Origin of the sequence: Amycolatopsis arida, from assembly GCF_900115565.1 — a bacterium.
Lineage (GTDB): Bacteria > Actinomycetota > Actinomycetes > Mycobacteriales > Pseudonocardiaceae > Yuhushiella > Yuhushiella arida.
Genome location: NZ_FOWW01000004.1, coordinates 368,899 through 389,194 on the forward strand (window position 1 = coordinate 368,899; position 20,296 = coordinate 389,194).

At 73.6% G+C, this 20,296-nt stretch carries 17 protein-coding genes; 12 read left to right on the forward strand and 5 right to left on the reverse strand.

The genetic code is table 11. From position 1 onward, the window contains the following. Positions 1-89 precede the first annotated feature (89 nt). Both dapA and BM051_RS14820 read left to right on the forward strand, forming a co-directional pair. Positions 90-1,103, forward strand: a complete 1,014-nt coding sequence (gene dapA, locus BM051_RS14815) for a 4-hydroxy-tetrahydrodipicolinate synthase (protein ID WP_092530896.1) — start codon at positions 90-92, stop codon at positions 1,101-1,103. A gap of 190 nt (positions 1,104-1,293) precedes the next feature. Then, positions 1,294-2,928 carry a ribonuclease J gene (locus BM051_RS14820; RefSeq protein WP_092530897.1) on the forward strand — a complete coding sequence of 545 codons (1,635 nt, stop codon included), beginning with the start codon at positions 1,294-1,296 and terminating at the stop codon, positions 2,926-2,928. Here the strand turns inward: BM051_RS14820 and BM051_RS14825 are convergent. Together BM051_RS14825 and BM051_RS14830 are read right to left on the reverse strand one after the other, a co-directional pair. After that, positions 2,915-3,907, reverse strand: coding sequence for an EamA family transporter (locus BM051_RS14825; protein ID WP_243859640.1), 993 nt, complete (start codon positions 3,905-3,907; stop codon positions 2,915-2,917). The genes BM051_RS14820 and BM051_RS14825 overlap by 14 nt on opposite strands. Positions 3,908-4,313: 406 nt before the next feature. Then, positions 4,314-5,186 carry a lysophospholipid acyltransferase family protein gene (locus BM051_RS14830; protein WP_092530715.1) on the reverse strand — a complete coding sequence of 291 codons (873 nt, stop codon included), beginning with the start codon at positions 5,184-5,186 and terminating at the stop codon, positions 4,314-4,316. A gap of 134 nt (positions 5,187-5,320) precedes the next feature. On the opposite strand from BM051_RS14830, the gene BM051_RS14835 reads away from it, so the two are divergent. Together BM051_RS14835 and BM051_RS14840 are read left to right on the forward strand one after the other, a co-directional pair. Beyond that, positions 5,321-7,795 (forward strand): DNA translocase FtsK, encoded by a 2,475-nt coding sequence (locus tag BM051_RS14835; RefSeq protein ID WP_092530716.1) that lies wholly within the window; start codon positions 5,321-5,323, stop codon positions 7,793-7,795. A 483-nt stretch (positions 7,796-8,278) separates the two neighbouring features. Beyond that, positions 8,279-8,509 carry a hypothetical protein gene (locus BM051_RS14840; RefSeq protein WP_092530717.1) on the forward strand — a complete coding sequence of 77 codons (231 nt, stop codon included), beginning with the start codon at positions 8,279-8,281 and terminating at the stop codon, positions 8,507-8,509. A gap of 40 nt (positions 8,510-8,549) precedes the next feature. On the opposite strand, the gene BM051_RS14845 is transcribed toward BM051_RS14840, so the two are convergent. Then, positions 8,550-8,990: a phospholipase gene (locus tag BM051_RS14845; protein WP_092530718.1), complete on the reverse strand. Its 441-nt coding sequence runs from the start codon at positions 8,988-8,990 to the stop codon at positions 8,550-8,552. Between the two features lie 135 nt (positions 8,991-9,125). Next, on the reverse strand, positions 9,126-9,650 hold the full coding sequence (locus tag BM051_RS14850; protein ID WP_092530719.1) for an amino-acid N-acetyltransferase: 525 nt from the start codon (positions 9,648-9,650) through the stop codon (positions 9,126-9,128). A 165-nt stretch (positions 9,651-9,815) separates the two neighbouring features. On the opposite strand from BM051_RS14850, the gene BM051_RS14855 reads away from it, so the two are divergent. The 8 genes from BM051_RS14855 (at position 9,816) to BM051_RS14890 (ending at position 18,926) form a co-directional block, all read left to right on the forward strand. Continuing rightward, positions 9,816-11,864, forward strand: a complete 2,049-nt coding sequence (locus BM051_RS14855) for an acyltransferase family protein (RefSeq protein WP_092530720.1) — start codon at positions 9,816-9,818, stop codon at positions 11,862-11,864. Between the two features lie 45 nt (positions 11,865-11,909). Continuing rightward, complete coding sequence (gene rimO / locus BM051_RS14860; protein ID WP_092530721.1) at positions 11,910-13,379, forward strand: 30S ribosomal protein S12 methylthiotransferase RimO; 1,470 nt, start codon at positions 11,910-11,912, stop codon at positions 13,377-13,379. Continuing rightward, entirely contained in the window at positions 13,376-14,020 is a 645-nt protein-coding gene (pgsA, locus tag BM051_RS14865) for a CDP-diacylglycerol--glycerol-3-phosphate 3-phosphatidyltransferase (protein WP_092530898.1), read from the forward strand. The genes rimO and pgsA overlap by 4 nt, the downstream gene beginning before the upstream one ends. Next, positions 14,017-14,511 (forward strand): CinA family protein, encoded by a 495-nt coding sequence (locus tag BM051_RS14870; protein ID WP_092530722.1) that lies wholly within the window; start codon positions 14,017-14,019, stop codon positions 14,509-14,511. Before pgsA ends, BM051_RS14870 begins: the two co-directional genes overlap by 4 nt. A gap of 90 nt (positions 14,512-14,601) precedes the next feature. Then, a complete protein-coding gene (locus BM051_RS14875) occupies positions 14,602-15,108 on the forward strand; it encodes a helix-turn-helix domain-containing protein (RefSeq protein WP_092530723.1) in 507 nt (168 codons plus the stop codon). Between the two features lie 259 nt (positions 15,109-15,367). Next, the gene (locus BM051_RS14880) at positions 15,368-16,231 is read left to right on the forward strand and encodes a PspA/IM30 family protein (RefSeq protein WP_092530724.1); all 864 of its coding nucleotides are present in this window, start codon (positions 15,368-15,370) and stop codon (positions 16,229-16,231) included. A gap of 79 nt (positions 16,232-16,310) precedes the next feature. Continuing rightward, on the forward strand, positions 16,311-17,258 hold the full coding sequence (gene pspM, locus BM051_RS14885) for a phage shock envelope stress response protein PspM (protein WP_092530725.1): 948 nt from the start codon (positions 16,311-16,313) through the stop codon (positions 17,256-17,258). 18 nt (positions 17,259-17,276) lie between these two features. Next, positions 17,277-18,926 (forward strand): allophanate hydrolase, encoded by a 1,650-nt coding sequence (locus BM051_RS14890; RefSeq protein ID WP_243859832.1) that lies wholly within the window; start codon positions 17,277-17,279, stop codon positions 18,924-18,926. Here BM051_RS14890 and BM051_RS14895 read toward each other — a convergent pair. Continuing rightward, positions 18,916-19,980: a quinone-dependent dihydroorotate dehydrogenase gene (locus BM051_RS14895; RefSeq protein ID WP_166677852.1), complete on the reverse strand. Its 1,065-nt coding sequence runs from the start codon at positions 19,978-19,980 to the stop codon at positions 18,916-18,918. The two genes, BM051_RS14890 and BM051_RS14895, sit on opposite strands and share 11 nt — an antisense overlap. Positions 19,981-20,296 lie beyond the last annotated feature (316 nt).

Consider the following 20,296-nt stretch of genomic DNA (forward strand, 5'->3'; position numbering starts at 1 on the left):
CGTCCGCCCGCCCGCTGGATCGCCGGGTGATCGTGTCGAACCGGCCGGTGGGCGGCGGAGTCGGCGCCGTGACGAGGTACCGTCAGCACATGGTCACTCCACCCTCCGCCGCACCCGGCCGTCCGTTCGGCCGTGTGCTCACCGCGATGGTCAGCCCCTTCGACGCCGACGGCGCGCTGGACCTGAAGCGGGCGCAGGAGCTCGCCGAGCACCTGGTGGACCTGGGCAACGACGGCCTGGTGGTCAACGGCACCACCGGGGAGAGCCCCACCACCAGCGACAAGGAGAAGGCCGACCTGGTGCGCGCGGTCGTCGAGGCGGTCGGCGACCGGGCCACGGTGGTCAGCGGCGCCGGCACCTACGACACCGCGCACAGTATGGAGCTGGCCCGCCAGGCGGAGAAGACCGGCGCGCACGGCCTGCTGCTGGTGACCCCGTACTACTCCCGGCCCACCCAGGCCGGGCTGTACGCGCACTTCACCACGGTCGCCGACGCCACCGAGCTGCCGGTGATGCTCTACGACATCCCGCCCCGGTCGGTGGTGCCGATCGAGGTGGACACCCTGCGCCGGCTCGCCGAGCACCCGCGGATCCTGGCCGTCAAGGACGCCAAGGGCGACCTGCTGGCCGGCAGCGAGGTCATCGCCAACACGCACCTGGCCTACTACTCCGGGGACGACGCGCTGAACCTGCCATGGCTGTCGGTCGGCGCCACCGGCGTGGTCAGCGTCATCGGCCACGTCGTCGCCGGCCGGATCGCGGCGATGATCGAGGCGTACGAGACCGGCGACACGTCCACGGCTCGCACCAACCACCGCGGTATGCTGCCGGTGCTGCGCGCGTTCTCCCGTGTGGGCGGCGTCGTGTTCGGCAAGACGGCGCTGCGGCTGCGCGGCTACGACGCCGGCGAGCCGCGGCTGCCGATCGTGCCCGCCACCGAGGAGCAGGTCCAGGCCATCGCCGCCGACCTGACCCAGGCGGGGGTGCCGCTCGAGACGTCGTCGGCGACCGACTGGCACAGCGCCAGGGTCGCCCACGCCGACTCGGCCGCGGCCTACGTGGCGCCGACCACGCACACCAGCGTCGGCACGATCCACCCCTGACACCCGCCGTGTGCGGCACGACCGGGGTCACCTCAGCGCCGGCGCCGGTCACGGCCCCGCGGAGCGGAGCGACCGGCGCGCCCCTGCCCGTCGAGTGAGGAGCGAACGGAACACCTTGACACTCAACCCACACCTGGCCCCGCAGGCACCCGGACCGGCCAATCCCCCGCCCGCGCTGCCGCCCGGCGGCCTGCGCGTCGTCGCCCTCGGTGGGATCGGCGAGATCGGCCGCAACATGACGGTCTTCGAGTACGACGGCCGGTTGCTGGTCGTCGACTGCGGGGTGCTCTTCCCCGAGGACGCCCAACCCGGCGTCGACCTGATCCTGCCCGACTTCCGGGCCATCGAGGACCGGCTCGACGACATCGAGGCACTCGTGCTCACCCACGGGCACGAGGACCACATCGGCGCGGTGCCCTTCCTCCTGCGCATGCGGCCCGACCTGCCGGTCTACGGCTCGAGGTTCACCCTGGCGCTGCTGGCCGCCAAGTGCCGGGAGCACCGGCAGCGCCCGGCGCTGCACGAGGTGCGCGAGGGTGAGCGCCGCGACGTGGGCGCGTTCGGCCTGGAGTTCTTCGCGGTCAACCACTCCATCCCGGACGCGCTCGCGGTGGCCATTCGCACCCCGGCCGGGGTGGTGCTGCACACCGGCGACATCAAGCTCGACCAGCTGCCACTGGACGGCCGGCTCACCGACCTGGCCGGGTTCTACCGGCTCGGCGCCGAGGGCGTCGACCTGTTCCTGGTGGACTCGACCAACGCCGAGGTACCCGGCTTCGTGATGCCCGAGCGGGACATCGGGCCGGTGCTCGACGACGTGATCCGCCGGGTGGACCAGCGGGTGATCGTCGCGTGCTTCGCCAGCCATGTGCACCGGGTGCAGCAGGTACTGGACGTGGCCGCCGAGCACGGCCGGCGGGTGGCGTTCGTCGGCAGGTCGATGGCCCGCAACATGGGCATCGCCGCCGAGCTGGGCCTGCTCCGGATGCCCGAGGGGCTGCTGGTCGACCTGGACGAGGCGGCGGCGCTGCCGGAGAGCAAGGTCGTGTTCGTCTCCACCGGCTCGCAGGGCGAGCCGCTGTCCGCGCTGTCCCGGATGGCCCGCGGCGAGCACCGGCAGATCTCCATCCGGGCCGGTGACACCGTGATCCTGGCCAGCTCGATGATCCCGGGCAACGAGACCGCGGTGTTCGGCGTGGTCAACGGCCTGGTCCGGCTCGGCGCGCACGTGGTGCACCAGGGCAACGCGAAGGTGCACGTGTCCGGGCACGCGTCGGCCGGTGAGCTGCTGTACCTGTACAACGCGGTGCGGCCGAGCAACGTGATGCCGGTGCACGGCGAGTGGAAGCACCTGCGGGCCAACGCCGAGCTCGCGGTGCGCACCGGCGTGGACCCGGAGAGCGTCGTGATCGCCGAGGACGGCGTGGTGGTCGACCTGGTGGACGGGAAGGCTCGCGTCTCCGGGCGGGTCGGGGTCGGGCACGTGTACGTCGACGGGCTGTCCGTCGGCGACGTCGGCGAGTCCACCCTGTCCGACCGGCTGGTCCTCGGTGAGGGCGGCTTCATCGCGATCACCGTGGCGGTGGACTCCACCACGGGCAGGGCGGTGAGCCGCCCCACGGTGTCCGGGCGCGGCTTCTCCGACGACCCGAAGGCACTGGACGCGGCGGTGGCGCTGGTGGAGATGGAGCTGTCCCGCACCGAGGTCGAGGGGATCACCGACACCCATCGGATCGCGCAGGCGATTCGCAGGGTGGTGGGCCGCTGGGTCGCCGAGACCTACCGCCGCCGGCCCATGATCGTCCCCACCGTCATTCCGGTCTGACGGTCGGCTCGGGCAGCGGCTCGGCCGGGGTGGGCGGCCGCTTGCCGGGCGAGGTGAGCTGCACGACGGTGGCACCGCCGAGCAGCACCGCGGCGCCGAGCAGCTGCGGCCAGGTCAGCGCCTCGCCGAGCGTGGCCCACGCCAGGCCGGTCGCGACCAGCGGCTCGCCCAGCGCGAGCACGCTGGCCACCGAGGCCGGCAGGTGCCGTAGCGCGGTGATCCCCGCCAGGTAGGCCAGTACGGTGGACACCAGCGCCACCGCGACCAGCAGCAGCCACACCGGCGGCCGCCACGGGCCGAACGCGGCCGGCGCGGCGAGCACCTCGGTCGGCCACGTCCACGGGGGAGCCACGGCGCAGACCGCGACCGCACCGATGATCATTCCCCAGGTGACCATGCCCAGCGGGTGCCGGCTGGCCACCCCGTGCTCGCCGAGCAGGAAGTACGCGGCCGAGCACAGCGCGGCGCCGAGCCCGGCGAGCAGCCCGAGCCCGTCCAGCCGCAGCCCCTGGTGCACCTGCGCCACCATCGCCAGCCCGAGCATCGCCAGGCCGATGCCGGCCCACATCACCCTGGGCAGCCGCACCCGCCGGACGAACCGCACCCACAACGCCACCAGCACCGGCGAGGTGAACTCCAGCAGGATCGCCACGCCGACCGGAACACGGGAGACGGCCACGAAGTACAGCAGTTGCACGCCGGCCACCCCGAGCAGGCCGTACCCGGCGAGCAGCCTCCACTCCCCGCGGCGCACCCTCAGCAGCGCCGGCCGGACGAGTCCGACGCCGAGCGCCAGCACCACGGCGGAGAGGGCGATCCTGGCCGCGGCGACCTGTTCCGGCGCGAGCCCGGCGAGCATGGCCGGCTTGCCGATCGCTCCTGAGCTGCCGAAGCAGACCGAGGCGAGCAGGATCAGCAGCAGGCCACGGGCCTGGCTCGGGCTGAACGGCCGTGGGGGAGCGGAGACGTCGGTGGTCACGCGCCGAAGGGTAGGTCGCCGACGACATCTCCCGGTACCTGATTTCGCTAACCGGTCATCCATGTTCACCGGTTATCGCAAGCCGCGAGGAGGCCATGCCCCCACGGCAACGACCGCCAAGCTCGGGCGCGGGGACGCCGCGTGCCACCACGGCTCCCGATGGGCCCCGCTGCGCGACGACGGCGAAGCCGCGCGGTAGGGGAGCGTTGAGCAAGCACAGTGCCGCGCGGCGTCTGCGTGGGGTGGTGGGGGAGAGGGGGGTGCCCCCGGAGGTCCCCGTGGTGGCGTCGAGTGTGACCAAGGGACCGTGGTGGCGGTGGGTGCCGTGGGGGCCGTGGCTGCCCGGGGACGGGCGGCTGGGCCGGTCGGTGCCGCGCGGTTTCCGTCGGGGTCGGTGCCGGGGCGGTCAGCGCTGGGGTTTCCAGGGGCTGACGGTGTCGGTGGGGCGGGTGGGGTCGTGGAACCGGGGAAGGTCGGGCTCGTCGCGGCGCAGCGGAACCAGGCCCTCGGTGATCGCCCGCATGATCCTGGCGTGCGCGCGCACGGCGCTGCCGGGCCGCCCTTCGGCGAACTCGCTCAGGTCGACCGGCTCGCCGAAGTGCACCCGGAGCGTGGGCCGGCGCAGCGGGGCGGTGAGCCCGGACCGGGCCAGCGGCAGGATGTCGGCCGGCCTGCTCACGGTCTCCGTGCCCCAGTACACCGCCTCGTGCGCGCCCCACTGGCTGATCGGCACCACCGGCACGCCGGCCGCCAGCGCCAGCCGGGCCGCGCCGGTCTTGCCCCGCTCCGGCCACAGCCCCGGGTCGTGGCTGATTCGGCCCTCGGGGTAGACGATGATCGGCGAGCGGGTGGCGCGCAACGCCTCGACGGCCGCGGCGAACTGCTCGATGGCCGCCGCCTTGCCGCGGTCCACTCGCAGGTGCCCACTGGCCCGCAGCGCCCGTCCGAGGACCGGTGTGTCGAGCAGGCCGCCGGCGAGCAGGAAGCGCGGCGCGAGACCGATCCGGCGGCAGGCCGCCATCAGCACGAAGGCGTCGAACACGCCGATGTGGTTGGCCGCCATCAGCAGCGGGCGCCCGCGCAGCTCGCGGGGTATCCCACCGGTGACCCGCAGTCGCCCGACCAGGCGCACCAGGCCCGCGTCGAGGGCGAGTACGGTCCGCCACACCGCCGGTGGCCGGATGTCGCCCGGCTCGGGTTCGTCGACCTCGGTCGTGTCGGGTTGGGGTGTGTCGGGTTGGGGTGTGTCGCTGTCACGCGCGAACATGGTGCAGAGCATGGCATGGCGCCAAGGCCCCGCCGGGCCGGTATCGGCGGTTCCGGCCGTACCTCGCCGCCGGGCCGCGGATGTTTGGCCTGGGGCCGGTGTGGCGACGGTGAACTCGTGGGCCTCAGGGGGCTACCGTAGGAGGCATGGCGAGCGGGTCGGTGACGAAAGGGCGCGGCACGGCACGAGGCGGCAGGAGCCGGAAGGCGCCTGCCCGCGGCTCCCGTGGCGGTGGCCGGTCCCGGTCCGCGGCCCGCCGGCCGGCCACGCGCCGCCGCTCGTCCGGCGGTGCCTTCGCCCAGGCCGTGCGGGGCGGCTGGAGCCTGCTGGCCAAGGGCGTCGGCGGGCTGGCCAGGACGGTCGGGCGGGGCCGGGAGTTGGAGGCCGAGCACCGCCGGGACGGGCTCGCGCTCGCGCTGATCGCGCTCGGCCTCGTCGCCGCGGTCGGCGTGTGGTGGAAGGCCGCGGGGCCGGTCGGGCAGTGGGTGGCCGTGGGCACTCGCAGCGTGTTCGGTGCGGGTGCGGTGACCCTGCCGCTGGTGCTGTTCGTGGTCGCCGTGGCGCTCATGCGCTCCGAGCCGCGGCCGGAGACGCGGCCGCGCATGGTGATCGGCGCGCTGCTGGTCACGCTCTCCCTGCTGGGCCTGCTGCACCTGTTCAGCGGCCGGCCGGAGGCGTTCGAGGACCAGATGTACGCCGGCGGCTGGCTTGGCTGGCTGGGCGGTGGCCTGCTGGCCGAGGGGGTCACGCCGTGGGTCGCGGTGCCGCTGCTGGTGCTCGTGCTCGGCTACGGCGTGCTGGTGTTCACCGGCACGTCGGTGCGGCAGGTGCCGCGCCGGCTGCGCGAGTGGGGGATGGACCCCGATGAGCTGGCCGAGGAGCGGAGCGGGAAGGGCCGGGGGCGGTCCGGCGAGGACCCGGTCACCGAGGTCGACCCGGCGGCCGTGCGGCTGCGCAAGCCGTCCCGGCGGCGGCAGGGCGCCAGCGCGGGCGACGTCCCGGCGGAGCCGCCCGCCCCGGCGCCGACCCCGACTCCCACTCCGGCACCGGCGGCCAGGGCGCGGCCCGCCGAGCCGCCGGCGAAGGCCCGCGCCGCGCTCGCGGTGACCCGCACGGTGGAGGGCGACTACCAGCTGCCCCCGGCGGACCTGCTGGAGGTCGGTGACGCGCCGAAGACCCGCAGCAAGGCCAACGACGCGATGATCGAGGCGATCACCGGGGTGCTCGAGCAGTTCAACGTCGACGCCCAGGTCACCGGCTTCACCCGGGGGCCGACGGTGACCCGGTACGAGGTGGAGCTCGGCCCCGGGGTGAAGGTCGAGAAGATCACCGCGCTGACCAAGAACATCGCCTACGCCGCGGCCACCGACAACGTGCGGCTGCTGGCGCCGATCCCGGGGAAGTCGGCGGTCGGCATCGAGGTGCCCAACGCCGATCGCGAGATGGTGCGGCTCGGCGACGTGCTCCGCGCGCCGGAGGCGGTGCGGGACAACCACCCGATGGTCATCGGGCTGGGCAAGGACATCGAGGGGCACTTCGTCACCGCGAACCTGACGAAGATGCCGCACCTGCTGGTGGCCGGGTCGACCGGTTCCGGTAAGTCGAGCTTCGTCAACTCGATGCTGGTGTCGCTGCTGTCGAGGGCGACGCCGGACGAGTGCCGGATGATCCTGATCGACCCGAAGATGGTCGAGCTGACCCCGTACGAGGGGATCCCGCACCTGATCACGCCCATCATCACCCAGCCGAAGAAGGCCGCGGCGGCGCTGGCCTGGCTGGTGGAGGAGATGGAGCAGCGGTACCAGGACATGCAGGCCAACCGGGTGCGGCACATCGACGACTTCAACCGGAAGGTGCGGGCCGGAGAGATCACCGCGCCACCGGGAAGCGAGCGGGAGTACCGGCCGTACCCGTACATCATGGCGATCGTCGACGAGCTGGCCGACCTGATGATGACCGCGCCGCGCGACGTGGAGGACGCCATCGTGCGGATCACCCAGAAGGCTCGCGCCGCGGGGATCCACCTGGTGCTGGCCACGCAGCGGCCGTCGGTGGACGTCGTGACCGGGCTGATCAAGACGAACGTGCCGTCGCGGTTGGCGTTCGCGACGTCGTCGCTCACCGACTCGCGGGTCATCCTGGACCAGCCGGGCGCGGAGAAGCTGATCGGCATGGGCGACGCGCTCTACCTGCCGATGGGAGCCGGCAAGCCGATCCGGGTGCAGGGCGCGTTCGTCGGGGACGACGAGATCTCCGCGGTGGTGGGGTTCACCAAGGACCAGGCGCAGCCGGAGTACACGGAGGGCGTGACCGCCGCGAAGGCCGGCGAGAAGAAGGAGATCGACCCCGACATCGGCGACGACCTGGACGTGCTGCTGCAGGCCGCCGAGCTGGTGGTCACCTCGCAGTTCGGGTCGACCTCCATGTTGCAGCGCAAGCTCCGCGTCGGCTTCGCCAAGGCCGGGCGGCTGATGGACCTGCTGGAGACCAGGGGAGTGGTCGGCCCCTCGGAGGGCTCGAAGGCCCGCGACGTGCTGGTCAAGCCCGAGGATCTGGACTCGGTGCTGGCCACCATCCGCGGCACCGAGCCCCCCGCCGCCCCCAGCGAGGACGCACCGTAACCACCGGATCGGAGGTGCTTTGCGGCCTCTCGTGCGGTTACCGGTACGAGAGGCGGTGAAACCCGGCTGCTGTCGCTGCTCGCCGCGGCCGACGTGGGCATCACCGACATCCATGTGGAGGAACGGCAAGGGGCGAGCGAGTCGCGAGCTCCTGGCTACGTCGTCTACGACGGGAAAAGCGCTCATGCGGTATCCGCGGAGCTCAACAGCGGCGGATCATTCTCCGATCAGAACAGGGGCTGTCTCGCCTCCCGGCCGTTTCCCCGTCGGACCTGCTGTCCGCCCGCTGGCCCCGGACCGAGCTCAAGCTCTCGCACTCAGGGCAAGGCGAGCGCTTGGGGCTGGAGGAGGAGTCGGCGGGGACGCGGAACTGGCTGGTCCTGCTGCCCCACGTGCTGGAGGCCCTCGACAGTACCTCGGCGGCAGCTACGGCGCGGTGCCGGTGGTGGATCGGCAGGATGTCGTCGACGACATCCTCTCCCGATGACCGCGGGGAGAATCGGCGCTCCCGCCGCCCACCCCGCCTCGAACCTCGCCAGGCGGCTCGTCCGGCACGTGCCGCACTACGACAAGGCCGACCTGCGGTTCACCGACTTCGCTCCGGGTGTGGAGACGGCGATCGAACGGGCGAGGGCACGCACCGCGGACTGGACCGCGGCCCACCGCCGGAACCCGTCGACCGGTGTCTGGGCATTGATGGAGCGCGTTCGATGAGGGCGAGCTCCTCGGTCGTGTACGTGGGCGGCGGGATCGCTCAGCTGGCGCCGAACTTGCGGACGGCCTGGTAGTAGGTCCAGGCGGCGCTGTCGCACTGCCAGCGGCCCGCGCAGATGGTCTTCATGTCGCCGTAGAAGTTGTCGTCGATGCGCTTGCGGTTGGTCTCGGTGAACCGGCTCTGCCGCTTGTAGTTGCGGTACCCGAAGTCGTGCCGGTGGCAGGCCCTGGTGAAGTCGTACCCGAGCGGCTTGTCCGGCGACCACGAGCACGCGTCCGACGACCAGTCGAGCACGCCGGCGTGCGGCCGGTCGGCGCGCACCTGGGCGAACCGGCTCAGCGAGATCTCGAACAGATACCGATCGGTCACCGTCCTGGCGTCGACCGCCTGTGCGGTGCCGGCGCCGAGCACGACGGACAGGGCGATCGCGCCCACACCGGCCAGCTGGCGGGCACCGGAGCGCGGGGTGGTTCGGGTCATGGCAGGGCTCCCTCGCTGATTGCGACCGACGCGGGTGCGATCAGCGTCGAGCCCACCGCCGACAAGATCTACCGCTGACCGGCGGAATGCCGGTGAACTTCACCCCACTTCGAGGTGATTCGCCCGTTCAGGGCATCACGAAGGGTGTTTGCCCAGGTGGAGCAGCATCCGCGTGTTGCCCAGCGTGTTCGGCTTCACGAACGGCAGGTCGAGGAACTCGGCGACCCCGGCGTCGGGGGACCGGCGCATCTCCTCGTACACCTCGCGCGGCACCGGCGTCCCCTCGATCTTGGCGAACCCGTGCCGGGCGAAGAACTCCGTCTCGAACGTCAACACGAAGATCCGCGTGAGGCCCAGCTCACCGGCCAGGTCGATGAGCCGCCCCACCAGCGCGTGCCCGATCCCGCGCCCGCGCATCGCCCGGTCGACCGCGACCGTCCGGATCTCGGCGAGGTCCTCCCACAGCACGTGCAGCGCGCCGCAGCCCACCACCCTGCCGTCGAGCTCGGCGACCCAGAACTCCTGCACGTCCTCGTAGAGCGTCACCAGCTCCTTCTCGAGCAGCACCCGGCCCGCGTCGGAGTCGACCAACTGCTTGATGGTGCGGACGTCGCCGATCCGCGCGCGGCGGACGGCGACCGGTGGAGTTTCGGCGGCCACGCCGACAACCTATCCCGGTGGTGCCCGCGTGTTATCCCGGTGGTGACCGCGTGCCACCGGTGGCGCACCTGCACGCGGGACCGCGCTGTTGAGCGTGCAATCATCGTGTGCCACCCGACAGGTGGCCACCTTCACCCGGTCGTGCAGTAACGGAGGCCCGCGCGCATGAGTCTGCCTGGATCGGAGGTCCTGCGCGTTGCTCCGTCCGGGGGTGCCCGGCCCGAGCCCCGGCGCTACCGCCCCGAACTGCAGGGGTTGCGCGCCCTCGCCGTGCTGCTGGTGGTCGTCTACCACGTCTGGCTGGACCGGGTCTCCGGTGGGGTGGACGTGTTCTTCGTGTTGTCGGGGTTCCTGATCACCGGGCAGTTGGTGCGGTCGTGTGCGCGGGGTGGGATCCGGTTCCGGCCGATGTGGGGTCGGATGATTCGGCGGTTGTTCCCGGCGGCGTTGACGGTGCTGCTGGCGGTGATGGCCGTCAGCTTCGTCCTCCTCCCGGAGAGCCGCTGGTTCCAGACCATCCGCGAGGTCGTGGCCTCCGCGCTGTACCTGGAGAACTGGCAGCTCGTCGCCGACTCGACCGACTACTTCGCCCAGCACAACACCGCCAGTGTGGTGCAGCACTTCTGGTCGTTGTCGATCCAGGGCCAGTTCTACGTGGTGTGGCCGGTGCTGGTGGCGGGGTTGGCGTTGCTGGCGGTGCGGTTGCGGCGTGGGCTGCGGCCGGTGCTGGTGGGTGTGTTCGGTGTGGTGTTCGCCGGGAGCCTGGCGGTGTCGGTGTGGTTGACCGCGGTGGACCAGCCGATGGCCTATTTCCACTCGGCCACCCGGGTGTGGGAGTTCGCGCTGGGTGGGTTGCTGGCGTTGGTGATCGACGCGGTTCGGCTGCCCCGGGTAGCCCGGTGGGTGCTGGGCTGGTTGGGTGTGGTCGGGCTGGTGTCGTGCGGGTTGGTGCTGCAGGTGGGCACGGTGTTTCCGGGGTGGGCGGCGTTGTGGCCGACGCTGTCGGCGGTGGCGGTGGTGACCGCCGGCGCGACCGGCAGCCGCAGCGGCGCCGACCGGTTGCTGTCGACCCGCCCGTTGGAGTACCTGGGCAACCTCAGCTACGCCCTCTACCTCTGGCACTGGCCCGTCCTGCTCTTCTACCTCGTCGCGCGCGATGAGGAGCGGGTCGGGTTGCGTGGCGGAGCGGTCGTCATCGGGGTGTCCCTGGGGCTGTCCGTGCTCACCTACCACCTCGTGGAGACACCGGTCCGGCGGTGGTCGCCCGCCGGTGGCCGCTCCTGGCCCGCCTACCGGCTCGGCGTGCTCATGCTCGCGCCCGTGCTGCTGACCGCCGCCGCCTGGCAGGTCGTCGCCATCGAGAAGGCGAGCGCCTACGCGCTCACCACCGACGACCCCGACCACCCCGGCGCGCTGGCCCGCGAGCCGGGGTTCGAGTACTGGGGCGCCGACGACGTGCCGCTCGTGCCGTCGTTCGTCGGGGTGCCCCAGGACTGGGCGATCATTCCGAACCAGGACTGCACGATCTCCCCACGCAACCCCGACCTGCGGATGTGCCGCAACTGGGTGGAGGGCGTGCCCGACCGCCGGATCGTGGTCGTCGGCGACTCGCACGTGGAGCAGTACCTGGCCGCGCTGGTCCCGATCGCGGAGGACCGGAACTGGGAGGTCACCGCGATGCTGCGGGGTGCGTGCCCGTTCTCCACCGACTCGGAGGCCCGCCCGGGTGACCAGCGCTGTGTCGACTGGAACGCCGACGTCGTCCAGGAGATCGTCGGCACTCGACCGGACGCCGTGGTGACGCTGGCCAGCCGCGAGGTGCGGGTGGGCCTGACCGAGCAGACCCCGCCTGGCTTCGTGACCCAGTGGCGGACGCTGGAGCGTGCCGGGATCCCGGTGCTGGCCGTGCGGGACAACCCGCGCTACGACTTCAAGCCGTCGGCCTGCGTGGAACAGCACGGTGTCGACGACCCGCGCTGTGCCACGCCGCGTGCCGAGCTGTACTCCGCCGAACCGCCCTGGTCCGGCATCCCCGACCCGCCGGCGAACGTGACGTTCCTGGACTTCACCGACTATCTCTGCACCGAGACGGTCTGCCCGCCGGCGATCGGCAACGTGCTGGTGTACCTGGACGACAACCACCTCAGCGCCACCTACGTGCGCACCATGACGCCGATCGTCGAGCGGGAGGTGCTCGCGGCGCTCGGGTGGTGACGCGGCGGGCGCCCCGCCTCGCCCGCCCGCCCGGCGGTTACCCTGATGCCCGTGTCCACCCCCACCACGAACTCCTCGCCGGCGCGCCGGGTCTCGTTGCTCACCCTGGGCTGCGCACGCAACGAGGTCGACTCCGAGGAGCTCGCCGGCCGACTGGCCGAGGGCGGCTGGGAGCTGACCGCCGACCCCGAGGACGCCGAGGTCGTGGTGGTGAACACCTGCGGCTTCGTCGAGTCGGCCAAGAAGGACTCGGTGGACACCCTGCTCGCCGCCGCCGACACCGGTGCCAAGGTCGTGGCCGTCGGCTGCCTCGCCGAGCGCTACGGCGCCGAGCTGGCGGAGAGCCTGCCGGAGGCCGACGCGGTGCTCGGCTTCGACCACTACCCGGACCTCGCCGAGCGGCTCGGTGACGTCGTCGCCGGTCGCCCGGTCGCCGCGCACACCCCCACCGACCGGCGCACCCTGCTGCCGATCAGCCCGGTGCGGCGGTCCGCCGCGGCCGGTGCGGTCGCCATCCCCGGGCACGCGCAGGACGGCCCCGCGCCGCGTGCTCCGTGGGTGCCGGGCGTGCTGCGGACCCGGCTGGACGACGCCCCGGTGGCCGCGCTCAAGATCGCCTCCGGCTGCGACCGCCGCTGCTCGTTCTGCGCCATCCCGTCGTTCCGCGGCGCCTTCGTCTCCCGCCGCCCCGAGGAGATCCTCGCCGAGGCGGCGTGGCTGGCCGAGCGCGGCGTGCGCGAGCTGTTCCTGGTCAGCGAGAACTCCACCTCCTACGGCAAGGACCTCGGCCGGGAGCACGGCGGCGGGCGCGCGCTGGAGCTGCTGCTGCCCGCGCTGGCCGAGGTGCCCGGCGTCGAGCGGGTGCGGGTGTCGTACCTGCAGCCCGCCGAGACCCGGCCCGGCCTGGTCCGTGCGATCGCCAGCACCCCCGGTGTCGCCCCCTATTTCGACCTGTCCTTCCAGCACGCCAGCGAGCCGGTGCTGCGTCGGATGCGGCGGTTCGGCGGGCGCGGCCCGTTCCTCGCGCTGATCGACCAGATCCGCGAGCTGGCCCCGACCGCGGGCATCCGCACCAACGTGATCGTCGGCTTCCCCGGCGAGACCGAGGAGGACCTGCGGGAGCTGGAGCGGTTCCTCACCGCCGCGCGGCTGGACACGGTCGGCGTGTTCGGCTACTCCGACGAGGACGGTACGGAGGCGGCGACCCTCGACGGCAAGCTGGACGCCGACACGATCGCCGAGCGGGTCGGCCGGATCTCCGCGCTGGTCGAGGAGCTCACCGCGCAGCGGGCCGAGGAGCGCGTCGGCGAGGTGGTCGACGTGCTGGTCGAGACCGCCGGCGAGGAGACCACCGGCCGGGCCGCGCACCAGGGCCCCGAGGTCGACGGCGAGTGCGTGCTGCTCGACGCCGGCGACCGAACCCCCGGCGAGCTGGTGCGCTGCGAGGTCGTCGACAGCGTGGGCGTCGACCTGGTCGTGCGGCCGTGCGCCCCGGGACCGGATGCCGGCCGGTGAGTGCGGTTCCCGACGATCCGACCGACGCCGGTGACGGTGGTGAGCGCGCGGCCGGTGTTCCCGCGCCGACCCCGGTGCCCACGCTGAACGTCGCGAACGTCCTGACGCTGTCCCGGCTGGCGCTGGTCCCGCTGTTCGTGGGCGCCCTGTTCGTCGGCACCGGCGCCGACCCGCTGTGGCGCTCACTGGCCACCGCGCTGTTCGCCGTCGCCTCGCTGACCGACCAGGTGGACGGCTGGGTGGCCCGCCGGTTCGGGCTGGTCACCGACTTCGGCAAGATCGCCGACCCGATCGCCGACAAGGCGCTGATCGGCGCGGCGCTGGTCGGGCTGAGCGTGCTGGGCGAGCTGCCGTGGTGGATCACCGTGACGATCGCCGTCCGGGAGATCGGGGTGACGCTGCTGCGGTTCTGGGTGATCCGGCACGGGGTCATCCCGGCCAGCCGCGGTGGGAAGGCCAAGACGTTGGCCCAGATCGTGGCGATCGTGCTCTACCTGCTGCCGCTGCCGGCCGGCGCCGATCCGGTGCGCTGGGCGCTGATGGGCGTCGCGGTCGCGTTGACCGTCGCCACCGGGGTCGACTACGTGATCAGGGCGCTGCGGCTGCGGGCGGCCGGGCGCAGGGCGGGCGTGGGCCGGTGACCGAGCCGACCGAGCCCGCCGACCCGATCGCCGCGGAGGTGCTCGCCGCGCTGGTCCGCCGGGGTGAGACGGTGGCCACGGCCGAGTCGCTGACCGCTGGCCTGGTCTGCGCCACGCTCACCGAGGTGCCGGGCGCCAGCGCTGCCGTCCGCGGCGGGCTGGTGGTGTACGCCACCGAACTGAAGGCCACGCTGGCCGGGGTGGACCGAACGCTGCTCGCCGCGCGCGGCGCCGTGCACCCCGACGTGGCCGCCCAGCTGGCCGACGGCGCCCGGCGCCGCTGCGCCGCCGACTGGGGCCTCGGGCTCACCGGGGTGGCCGGCCCGGACCCGCAGGACGGCGTGTCGCCCGGCACCGTGCACCTCGCGGTGGCCGGGCCGGGGGTGCGGACCGGACGAACGCTGGAGTGCCCCGGCGACCGCGCGGCCGTGCGCGGCGCGGCGGTGACGGGGGCACTGGCGTTGCTCTGGGAACATCTGGGGGCACGCTGAGCGTTCGCCCTTGGCGGACGGACGTGTCATGGCCTGCGGTGAGCCGTCCGAACTGGGTAACGTGGGTCGTACCCGAAGGGAGGGCGCGGAATGACCGTGCTGTTGCGTGAGGCGATCGGTGATCGGCTCCGGCATGCCCGCACCAACCAGCGCCGCACGCTGCGCGAGATCTCTCGTGCCGCCAGGGTGAGCCTGGGTTACCTCTCCGAGGTGGAGCGCGGGCAGAAGGAGGCGTCGAGCGAGCTGCTGGCCTCGATCTGTGACGCGCTGGAGCTGCCGCTGGCGGAGCTGCTGCGCCACGTGGCCGCCGACATGTCGGCGCTGGACGGCGTCGACCTCGGCTCCGTCGAGCGGGCGACCGAGCGGCACACCGAGCGGGAGCGGACGATGCCGGCCGGCTCCGGCGGCTTCGAGGGCGGCCGGTTGGCCTCGGGCGTCCCCGGAGGCGACCGTGCCGACCTTGCCGACCGTGGCGACTTCGGTGACCTCGGTGACCTGCCCGAGCTGCGGGCGCCGGGCGAGGCGCGGGCCTCGATGACCCCGACCCTGTGCAGGACCATCACCGCGCCGAAGCTCACCGCCACGATCGCGGCCTGAGCCACCGCGCCCGCGACCTCGGTCGCCCCGGCGCGCGAGCCCCGACGACCCCGAGCGGCCCTCGGGGTCGTCGCCGTCCCGCGACGGCCCGGCGAGGTCCGGGCAATCCCTGAATTCCCCCGGGGTCACCTGGAACGGCGACGGGTGACCTGACACGATGGAACCCGACACCGTGGTCGCGCCGTTGCCGAGGGGAGGTGACGTGCGCCGGCCGGCGGGATCGATCAGCCCGTGGGACGCAAGAAGGCAGGCGGAGGAGATGGCCAACCCTTTCGTGAAGTTCTGGAAGTACCTCATGGCGGCGTTCTCGTCGAAGGTCGATGAGTACGCCGACCCGAAGGTGCAGATCCAGCAGGCCATCGAGGAGGCTCAGCGCAACCACCAGGCGCTCTCCCAGCAGGCCGCGGCCGTGATCGGCAACCAGCGCCAGCTGGAGATGAAGCTCAACCGGCAGCTGAGCGAGGTGGAGAAGCTGCAGGCGTCCACCCGGCAGGCGCTGGTGCTCGCCGACGAGGCCAGGGCCAAGGGTGACGATCAGAAGGCCACCGAGTTCGAGAACGCCGCCGAGGGCTTCGCCGCGCAGTTGGTTACCGCCGAGCAGAGCATCGAGGACCTGAAGACCCTGCACGACCAGGCGTTGCAGGCGGCCGCGCAGGCCAAGCAGGCGGTGGAGCGCAACGCCACGATGCTGCAGCAAAAGCTGGCCGAGCGCACCAAGCTGCTCTCGCAGCTGGAGCAGGCGAAGATGCAGGAGCGGGTGTCCGCCTCGCTGACCCAGATGAGCGAGCTCGCCGCGCCGGGCACCACCCCGTCGCTGGACGAGGTGCGGGAGAAGATCGAGAAGCGCTACGCCACGGCGCTGGGCTCGGCCGAGCTGGCGCAGAACTCGGTGCAGGGCCGGATGCTGGAGGTGCAGCACTCCACCACCCAGCTGGCCGGGCACAACCGGTTGGAGCAGATCCGGGCCTCGATGCGCGGTGAGTCGGTCGCGCAGGTGACCGACGGCGCCGCCGAGCAGAAGCCGGCCGCGTCCTCGGCGACATCGACGAACCAGCCGAGCCCGAACATCCAGCAGGAGATCCAGGCCAGGTTGCGGGCGGAGCAGCAGAAGAACGAGGCGTGAGCGAGCGTGCGAGCGAACCGTTCGGCACAGCAGCCCGGCGAGTGCCGCGACGAGCGCCAGCGAGGAGGGGCGTGAGCTGATGGCGGGCGGCAAGGGCTCCTGGCGTCGGGACTTCGACAGGTTCGGTGCCAAGCTGGAGAAGCACGTCGAGCGGCTGCCCGACTATGCCTACCGCGCCCAGGAGAAGCTGCAGCGTCACCTGCCGCCGAGCTCGCCGGCGCGGCCCGGCGAGCCGGCCCGCCCGGTGCCGCCGTCCGCGCCCCGGCTGCCGCAGCTGTCGGCCGAGCTGCCCGTGGTCGGCGACCTGCGGGCGAAGTGGGAGCGGTGGAACGACCCGGCCGCCAAGCTCGAGCGGCGCAAGCGGCGCACCTCCCGCGCGCTCACCCTGTGGATCGTGCTGACCATCCTGTGCGGGCTGGTGGCCGTGGCCGGGCTGACCGGCGTGGTCGGCGCCGCCGGTGCCGCCGGCGCGGAGTTCCTCGCCGGCGCCGCCGGGATGGTGGTGTTCGGTGCGCTCGGCGTGCGCTCCGGGCTGCGACTGCGCCAGCTCAACCGGGTCGAGCTTCCGGCCAGCACGGCCCCGCCGCCGCTGCCCTCCGCAGGGTCGGCGGCACGCGAGCCGATGGAGCGGCTCGCCGAGTGCGAGGCGTCGCTGACGGAGCTGCTCACCCAGCTCGACACACCGTCGGCGGGTGCCCCGGCGTCGGTCCCGGAGGTCTCCGTCGAGGAGGCCAGGGCCACCGCGCGGGAGGCGGCCGCGGCGCTGCGCGGCCTCGCCGCGCGGGTGCAGGCCATCGAGCGCGCCATGGCCACCGCGCCCGCCGCCGAGCGGGGCCCACTGGGCTCGGCGGTGCGAACGCTCCGGGAGCAGCTGGACGACGGCCTCACCGGCTACCGCGGGCTGATCGCGGCGGCCGGGCAGGCCGTGGCGGCCAGCAGCGGCGGCATCCAGCCGGCCAAGGAGGCGCTCACCGACGCCACGGACCGGCTGGCCGGGCTGGCGATCGCGCTGCGCGAGCTGTCCTGACGCGGGCGAGTGCGAGTGGTGCCGCGGTCAGGACAGCCCGGTGGCGGGCTGGGCGGCTCGGGCTCGGTGGACGTCGCCGGTCGGGTGCGGGCCGCGTTCGACCGGCTCGCCGAGGTCGACCGGCCCGACGTGTGGGTGACCCTGCGCGACCGGGACGCGGTGCTGGCCGACGCGCGGGCGGTGGCGGCCCGGCTCGACGCCGGCGAGGTCCTGCCGTTGGCCGGCATGCTCGTCGCGGTCAAGGACAACATCGACGTGGCCGGTGTGCCCACCACCGCCGGGTGCCCGGCCTTCGCGTTCACGCCGGGGACGAGCGCATCGGTGGTGTGCCGGCTGTGCTCGGCGGGCGCGGTCGTGCTGGGCAAGACCACCCTCGACCAGTTCGCCACCGGCCTCGCCGGCAGCCGCACGCCCGCCGGCCCGGTGCGCTCGGCCGTCGATCCGGACAGGGTGGCCGGCGGGTCCAGCGCCGGGTCCGCGGTCGCGGTGGCACTGGGCGTCGTCGACGTGGCGCTGGGCACCGACACCGCGGGGTCCGGCCGGGTCCCGGCGGCGTTCAACGGGATCGTCGGTCTGAAGCCCACTCGCGGGCTCGTCCCGGCCACCGGCGTCGTGCCCGCCTCGCCGTCGTACGACTGTGTCAGCGTGCTCGCCCGCCGGCTCGACCCGGCCCGGCGGGCGCTCGCCGCGATCCTCGGCCCGGATTCCGGTGACCCGCGGAGCCGGGCCTGGCCGCCGTCGGCGCGGCTCGCGGCCGGGCCCCGGCCACGCCTCGGCGTTCCGGACGACACCGGTCTCGCCCCGCTGTCCCCGGCGGCGCGGGCGACGTTCGATTCGGCCGTGGCGGTGTACACCGCGGCCGGCGCGGTGGTCGAGCGGGTCGACATCACCCCGCTGACCGAGGCGTCCGCGCTCTACGGCACGGTGATGCTCGCCGAGCGGGCCGCCGCGGTGGGCGAGTTCCTCGCCGCGCACCGCGACGAGGTGGACCCGGTGGTGGCGTCCGTGGTGCTCGCCGCGGGTGATCTGCCCGCCGCCCGGCTCGCGGCCGACCTCGACCGGCTGGCCGGGCTGGCCGCCGAGGTCGCCCCGCTGTGGCGGCGGCACGACGCGCTGCTGCTGCCCACCGTCCCGGAGCACCCCACGATCGCCGCGGTGCTCGCCGACCCGGTGGTCGTGCCCGCCCGGCTCGGCCGCTACGCGGCGTTCGCCAACCTGCTCGACCTGGCCGCGGTCGCGGTGCCGGCCGGCACCGCCGACGGCGGTCCGTTCGGGGTCAGCGTGCTCGTCCCGGCCTTCGCCGACCAGGTGGCGCTCGACGTGGCCGCCGTCCTCACCGACGAGCCGGAGCTGGAGCCGTACCCGGTGCCGGCGCTCGACCTGGTGGTGTTCGGGCCCCGCCCGCCGGCGGTGCTGGTGGAGCTGGGTGCGCGGCCCATGGGCCCGGTCCGGACCACGCCGGGCTACCGCGGCGTCCCGGCACCCACCGACCTGGCGGTGGCCGCCCTCCACGCGCCGGGGGGCGGCTCCCTGGCGGGGGAGCGGTGGCGGCTGCCCCCGGCCGCGCTCGACGGGCTGCTGGCGGCGCTGCCACCCGGCGTGGCGCTCGGCCCGCTGGAGCTCGCCGACGGGACGCCGGCGGTCGCGCCGCTCGCGGTCAGCCGGTGATCGGGTGCCGGGCGGCGAGGGCGCGGGTGATGTGCCGGACCAGGCCGGGGCCGTACAGCGCGAACCCGGTGTAGAGCTGCACCAGCGACGCGCCGGCGTCGAGCATCAGCTCGGCGTCGTGTGGGCCGAGGATGCCGCCGACCCCGATGATCGGCAGCGCGCCCCCGGTCTGCTCGTGCACGAACCGCACGACCTCCCTGGCCCGCGCGGCCAGCGGCCGGCCGGACAGCCCGCCGACCTCCTTGCCCAGGTGTGCCTCGGTCCCGTCGAGCCCCTCCCTGGCGAGCGTGGTGTTGGTGGCGATGACGCCGGCCACGCCGTGGTCGAGGCACACCTCGAGCAGCTCGGCGAGCGCCTCGGCGGTGAGGTCGGGGGCCACCTTGACCAGCAGCGGGACCGGCTCGCGGCCGGCCCGCTCGGCGAGGGTGCGGGAGGTCGCCCGTAGCTCGGTGAGCAGGTCGCTGAGCGCCTCCCGGTCCTGCAGGGCCCGCAGCCCGGCGGTGTTGGGTGAGCTGACGTTGATCGCGACGTAGTCCGCGTAGGGATGGAGCGCGCGTAGCGCCGCCTGGTAGTCGGCGACCGCCTCGTCCAGCGGCACCACCTTGGACTTGCCGATGCTCACGCCCAGCGGCACCGGCGGCTTGCCGCCGGTGGCCAGCCGCTCGGCGAGGGCGTCGGCGCCGGCGTTGTTGAAGCCCATCCGGTTGATCACCGCGTCGCTGCCCGGCAGCACGAACAGCCGCGGCTTCGGGTTGCCCGGCTGGGCGAGCCGGGTGACCGTGCCGACCTCGACGAACCCGAAGCCGAGCGCCGGCCAGGCGTGCAGCGCGCGTCCGTCCTTGTCCATCCCGGCGGCCAGCCCGACCCGGTTGGCGAAGCGCACGCCGAACACCGTGACCGGGTCGTCGTGGCGGTAACGCCGCTCCAGCATGGCCAGCGCCGGCGGCACCTCGGCGAGCCGGCCCAGTGCCCGGACCGTGCGCTCGTGCACGGCCTCCGGGTCGCCACCGTTCAGCCGGTACAGGGTCGGTCGGACGAGCTTGTCGAACAGCACGGCCCACATGCTGCCGCACGCCGGCGCTAAGCGCCGGACCAGGTCCGAGCGGGAACACCGAGGACCGGCAGGCGAACGGGAACCGCCGCGGAAAGCGGAGCACCGCACGGCGGCGCGGAAAGAAAGCGGCCCCCGTCGCGACTCCGCGAGCGGTGCTCGCGGCCCGGGGCGGACTGGTTCCCGGGAGCGTCGGGGGCCGGGTGACTGCCTGGTATTCACCGCCGGCAGACACGGATGCCCGCGAAAGTCAGGTCACGTGCCGTCCGTCAGCGGACAGCCACCTCACGAGTCCTGTCGTTCTTCAACGTTGGACCAC

Bases quoted from the DNA above. Each gene is read 5' to 3' on its own strand.
- dapA (WP_092530896.1), top strand. From the start codon at position 90: ATGGTCACTCCACCCTCCGCCGCACCCGGCCGTCCGTTCGGCCGTGTG.
- BM051_RS14830 (WP_092530715.1), bottom strand. From the start codon at position 5,186: ATGCTCTGCACCATGTTCGCGCGTGACAGCGACACACCCCAACCCGAC.
- BM051_RS14835 (WP_092530716.1), top strand. From the start codon at position 5,321: ATGGCGAGCGGGTCGGTGACGAAAGGGCGCGGCACGGCACGAGGCGGC.
- BM051_RS14840 (WP_092530717.1), top strand. From the start codon at position 8,279: ATGACCGCGGGGAGAATCGGCGCTCCCGCCGCCCACCCCGCCTCGAAC.
- BM051_RS14845 (WP_092530718.1), bottom strand. From the start codon at position 8,990: ATGACCCGAACCACCCCGCGCTCCGGTGCCCGCCAGCTGGCCGGTGTG.
- BM051_RS14855 (WP_092530720.1), top strand. From the start codon at position 9,816: ATGAGTCTGCCTGGATCGGAGGTCCTGCGCGTTGCTCCGTCCGGGGGT.
- rimO (WP_092530721.1), top strand. From the start codon at position 11,910: ATGCCCGTGTCCACCCCCACCACGAACTCCTCGCCGGCGCGCCGGGTC.
- BM051_RS14875 (WP_092530723.1), top strand. From the start codon at position 14,602: ATGACCGTGCTGTTGCGTGAGGCGATCGGTGATCGGCTCCGGCATGCC.
- BM051_RS14880 (WP_092530724.1), top strand. From the start codon at position 15,368: ATGGCCAACCCTTTCGTGAAGTTCTGGAAGTACCTCATGGCGGCGTTC.
- pspM (WP_092530725.1), top strand. From the start codon at position 16,311: ATGGCGGGCGGCAAGGGCTCCTGGCGTCGGGACTTCGACAGGTTCGGT.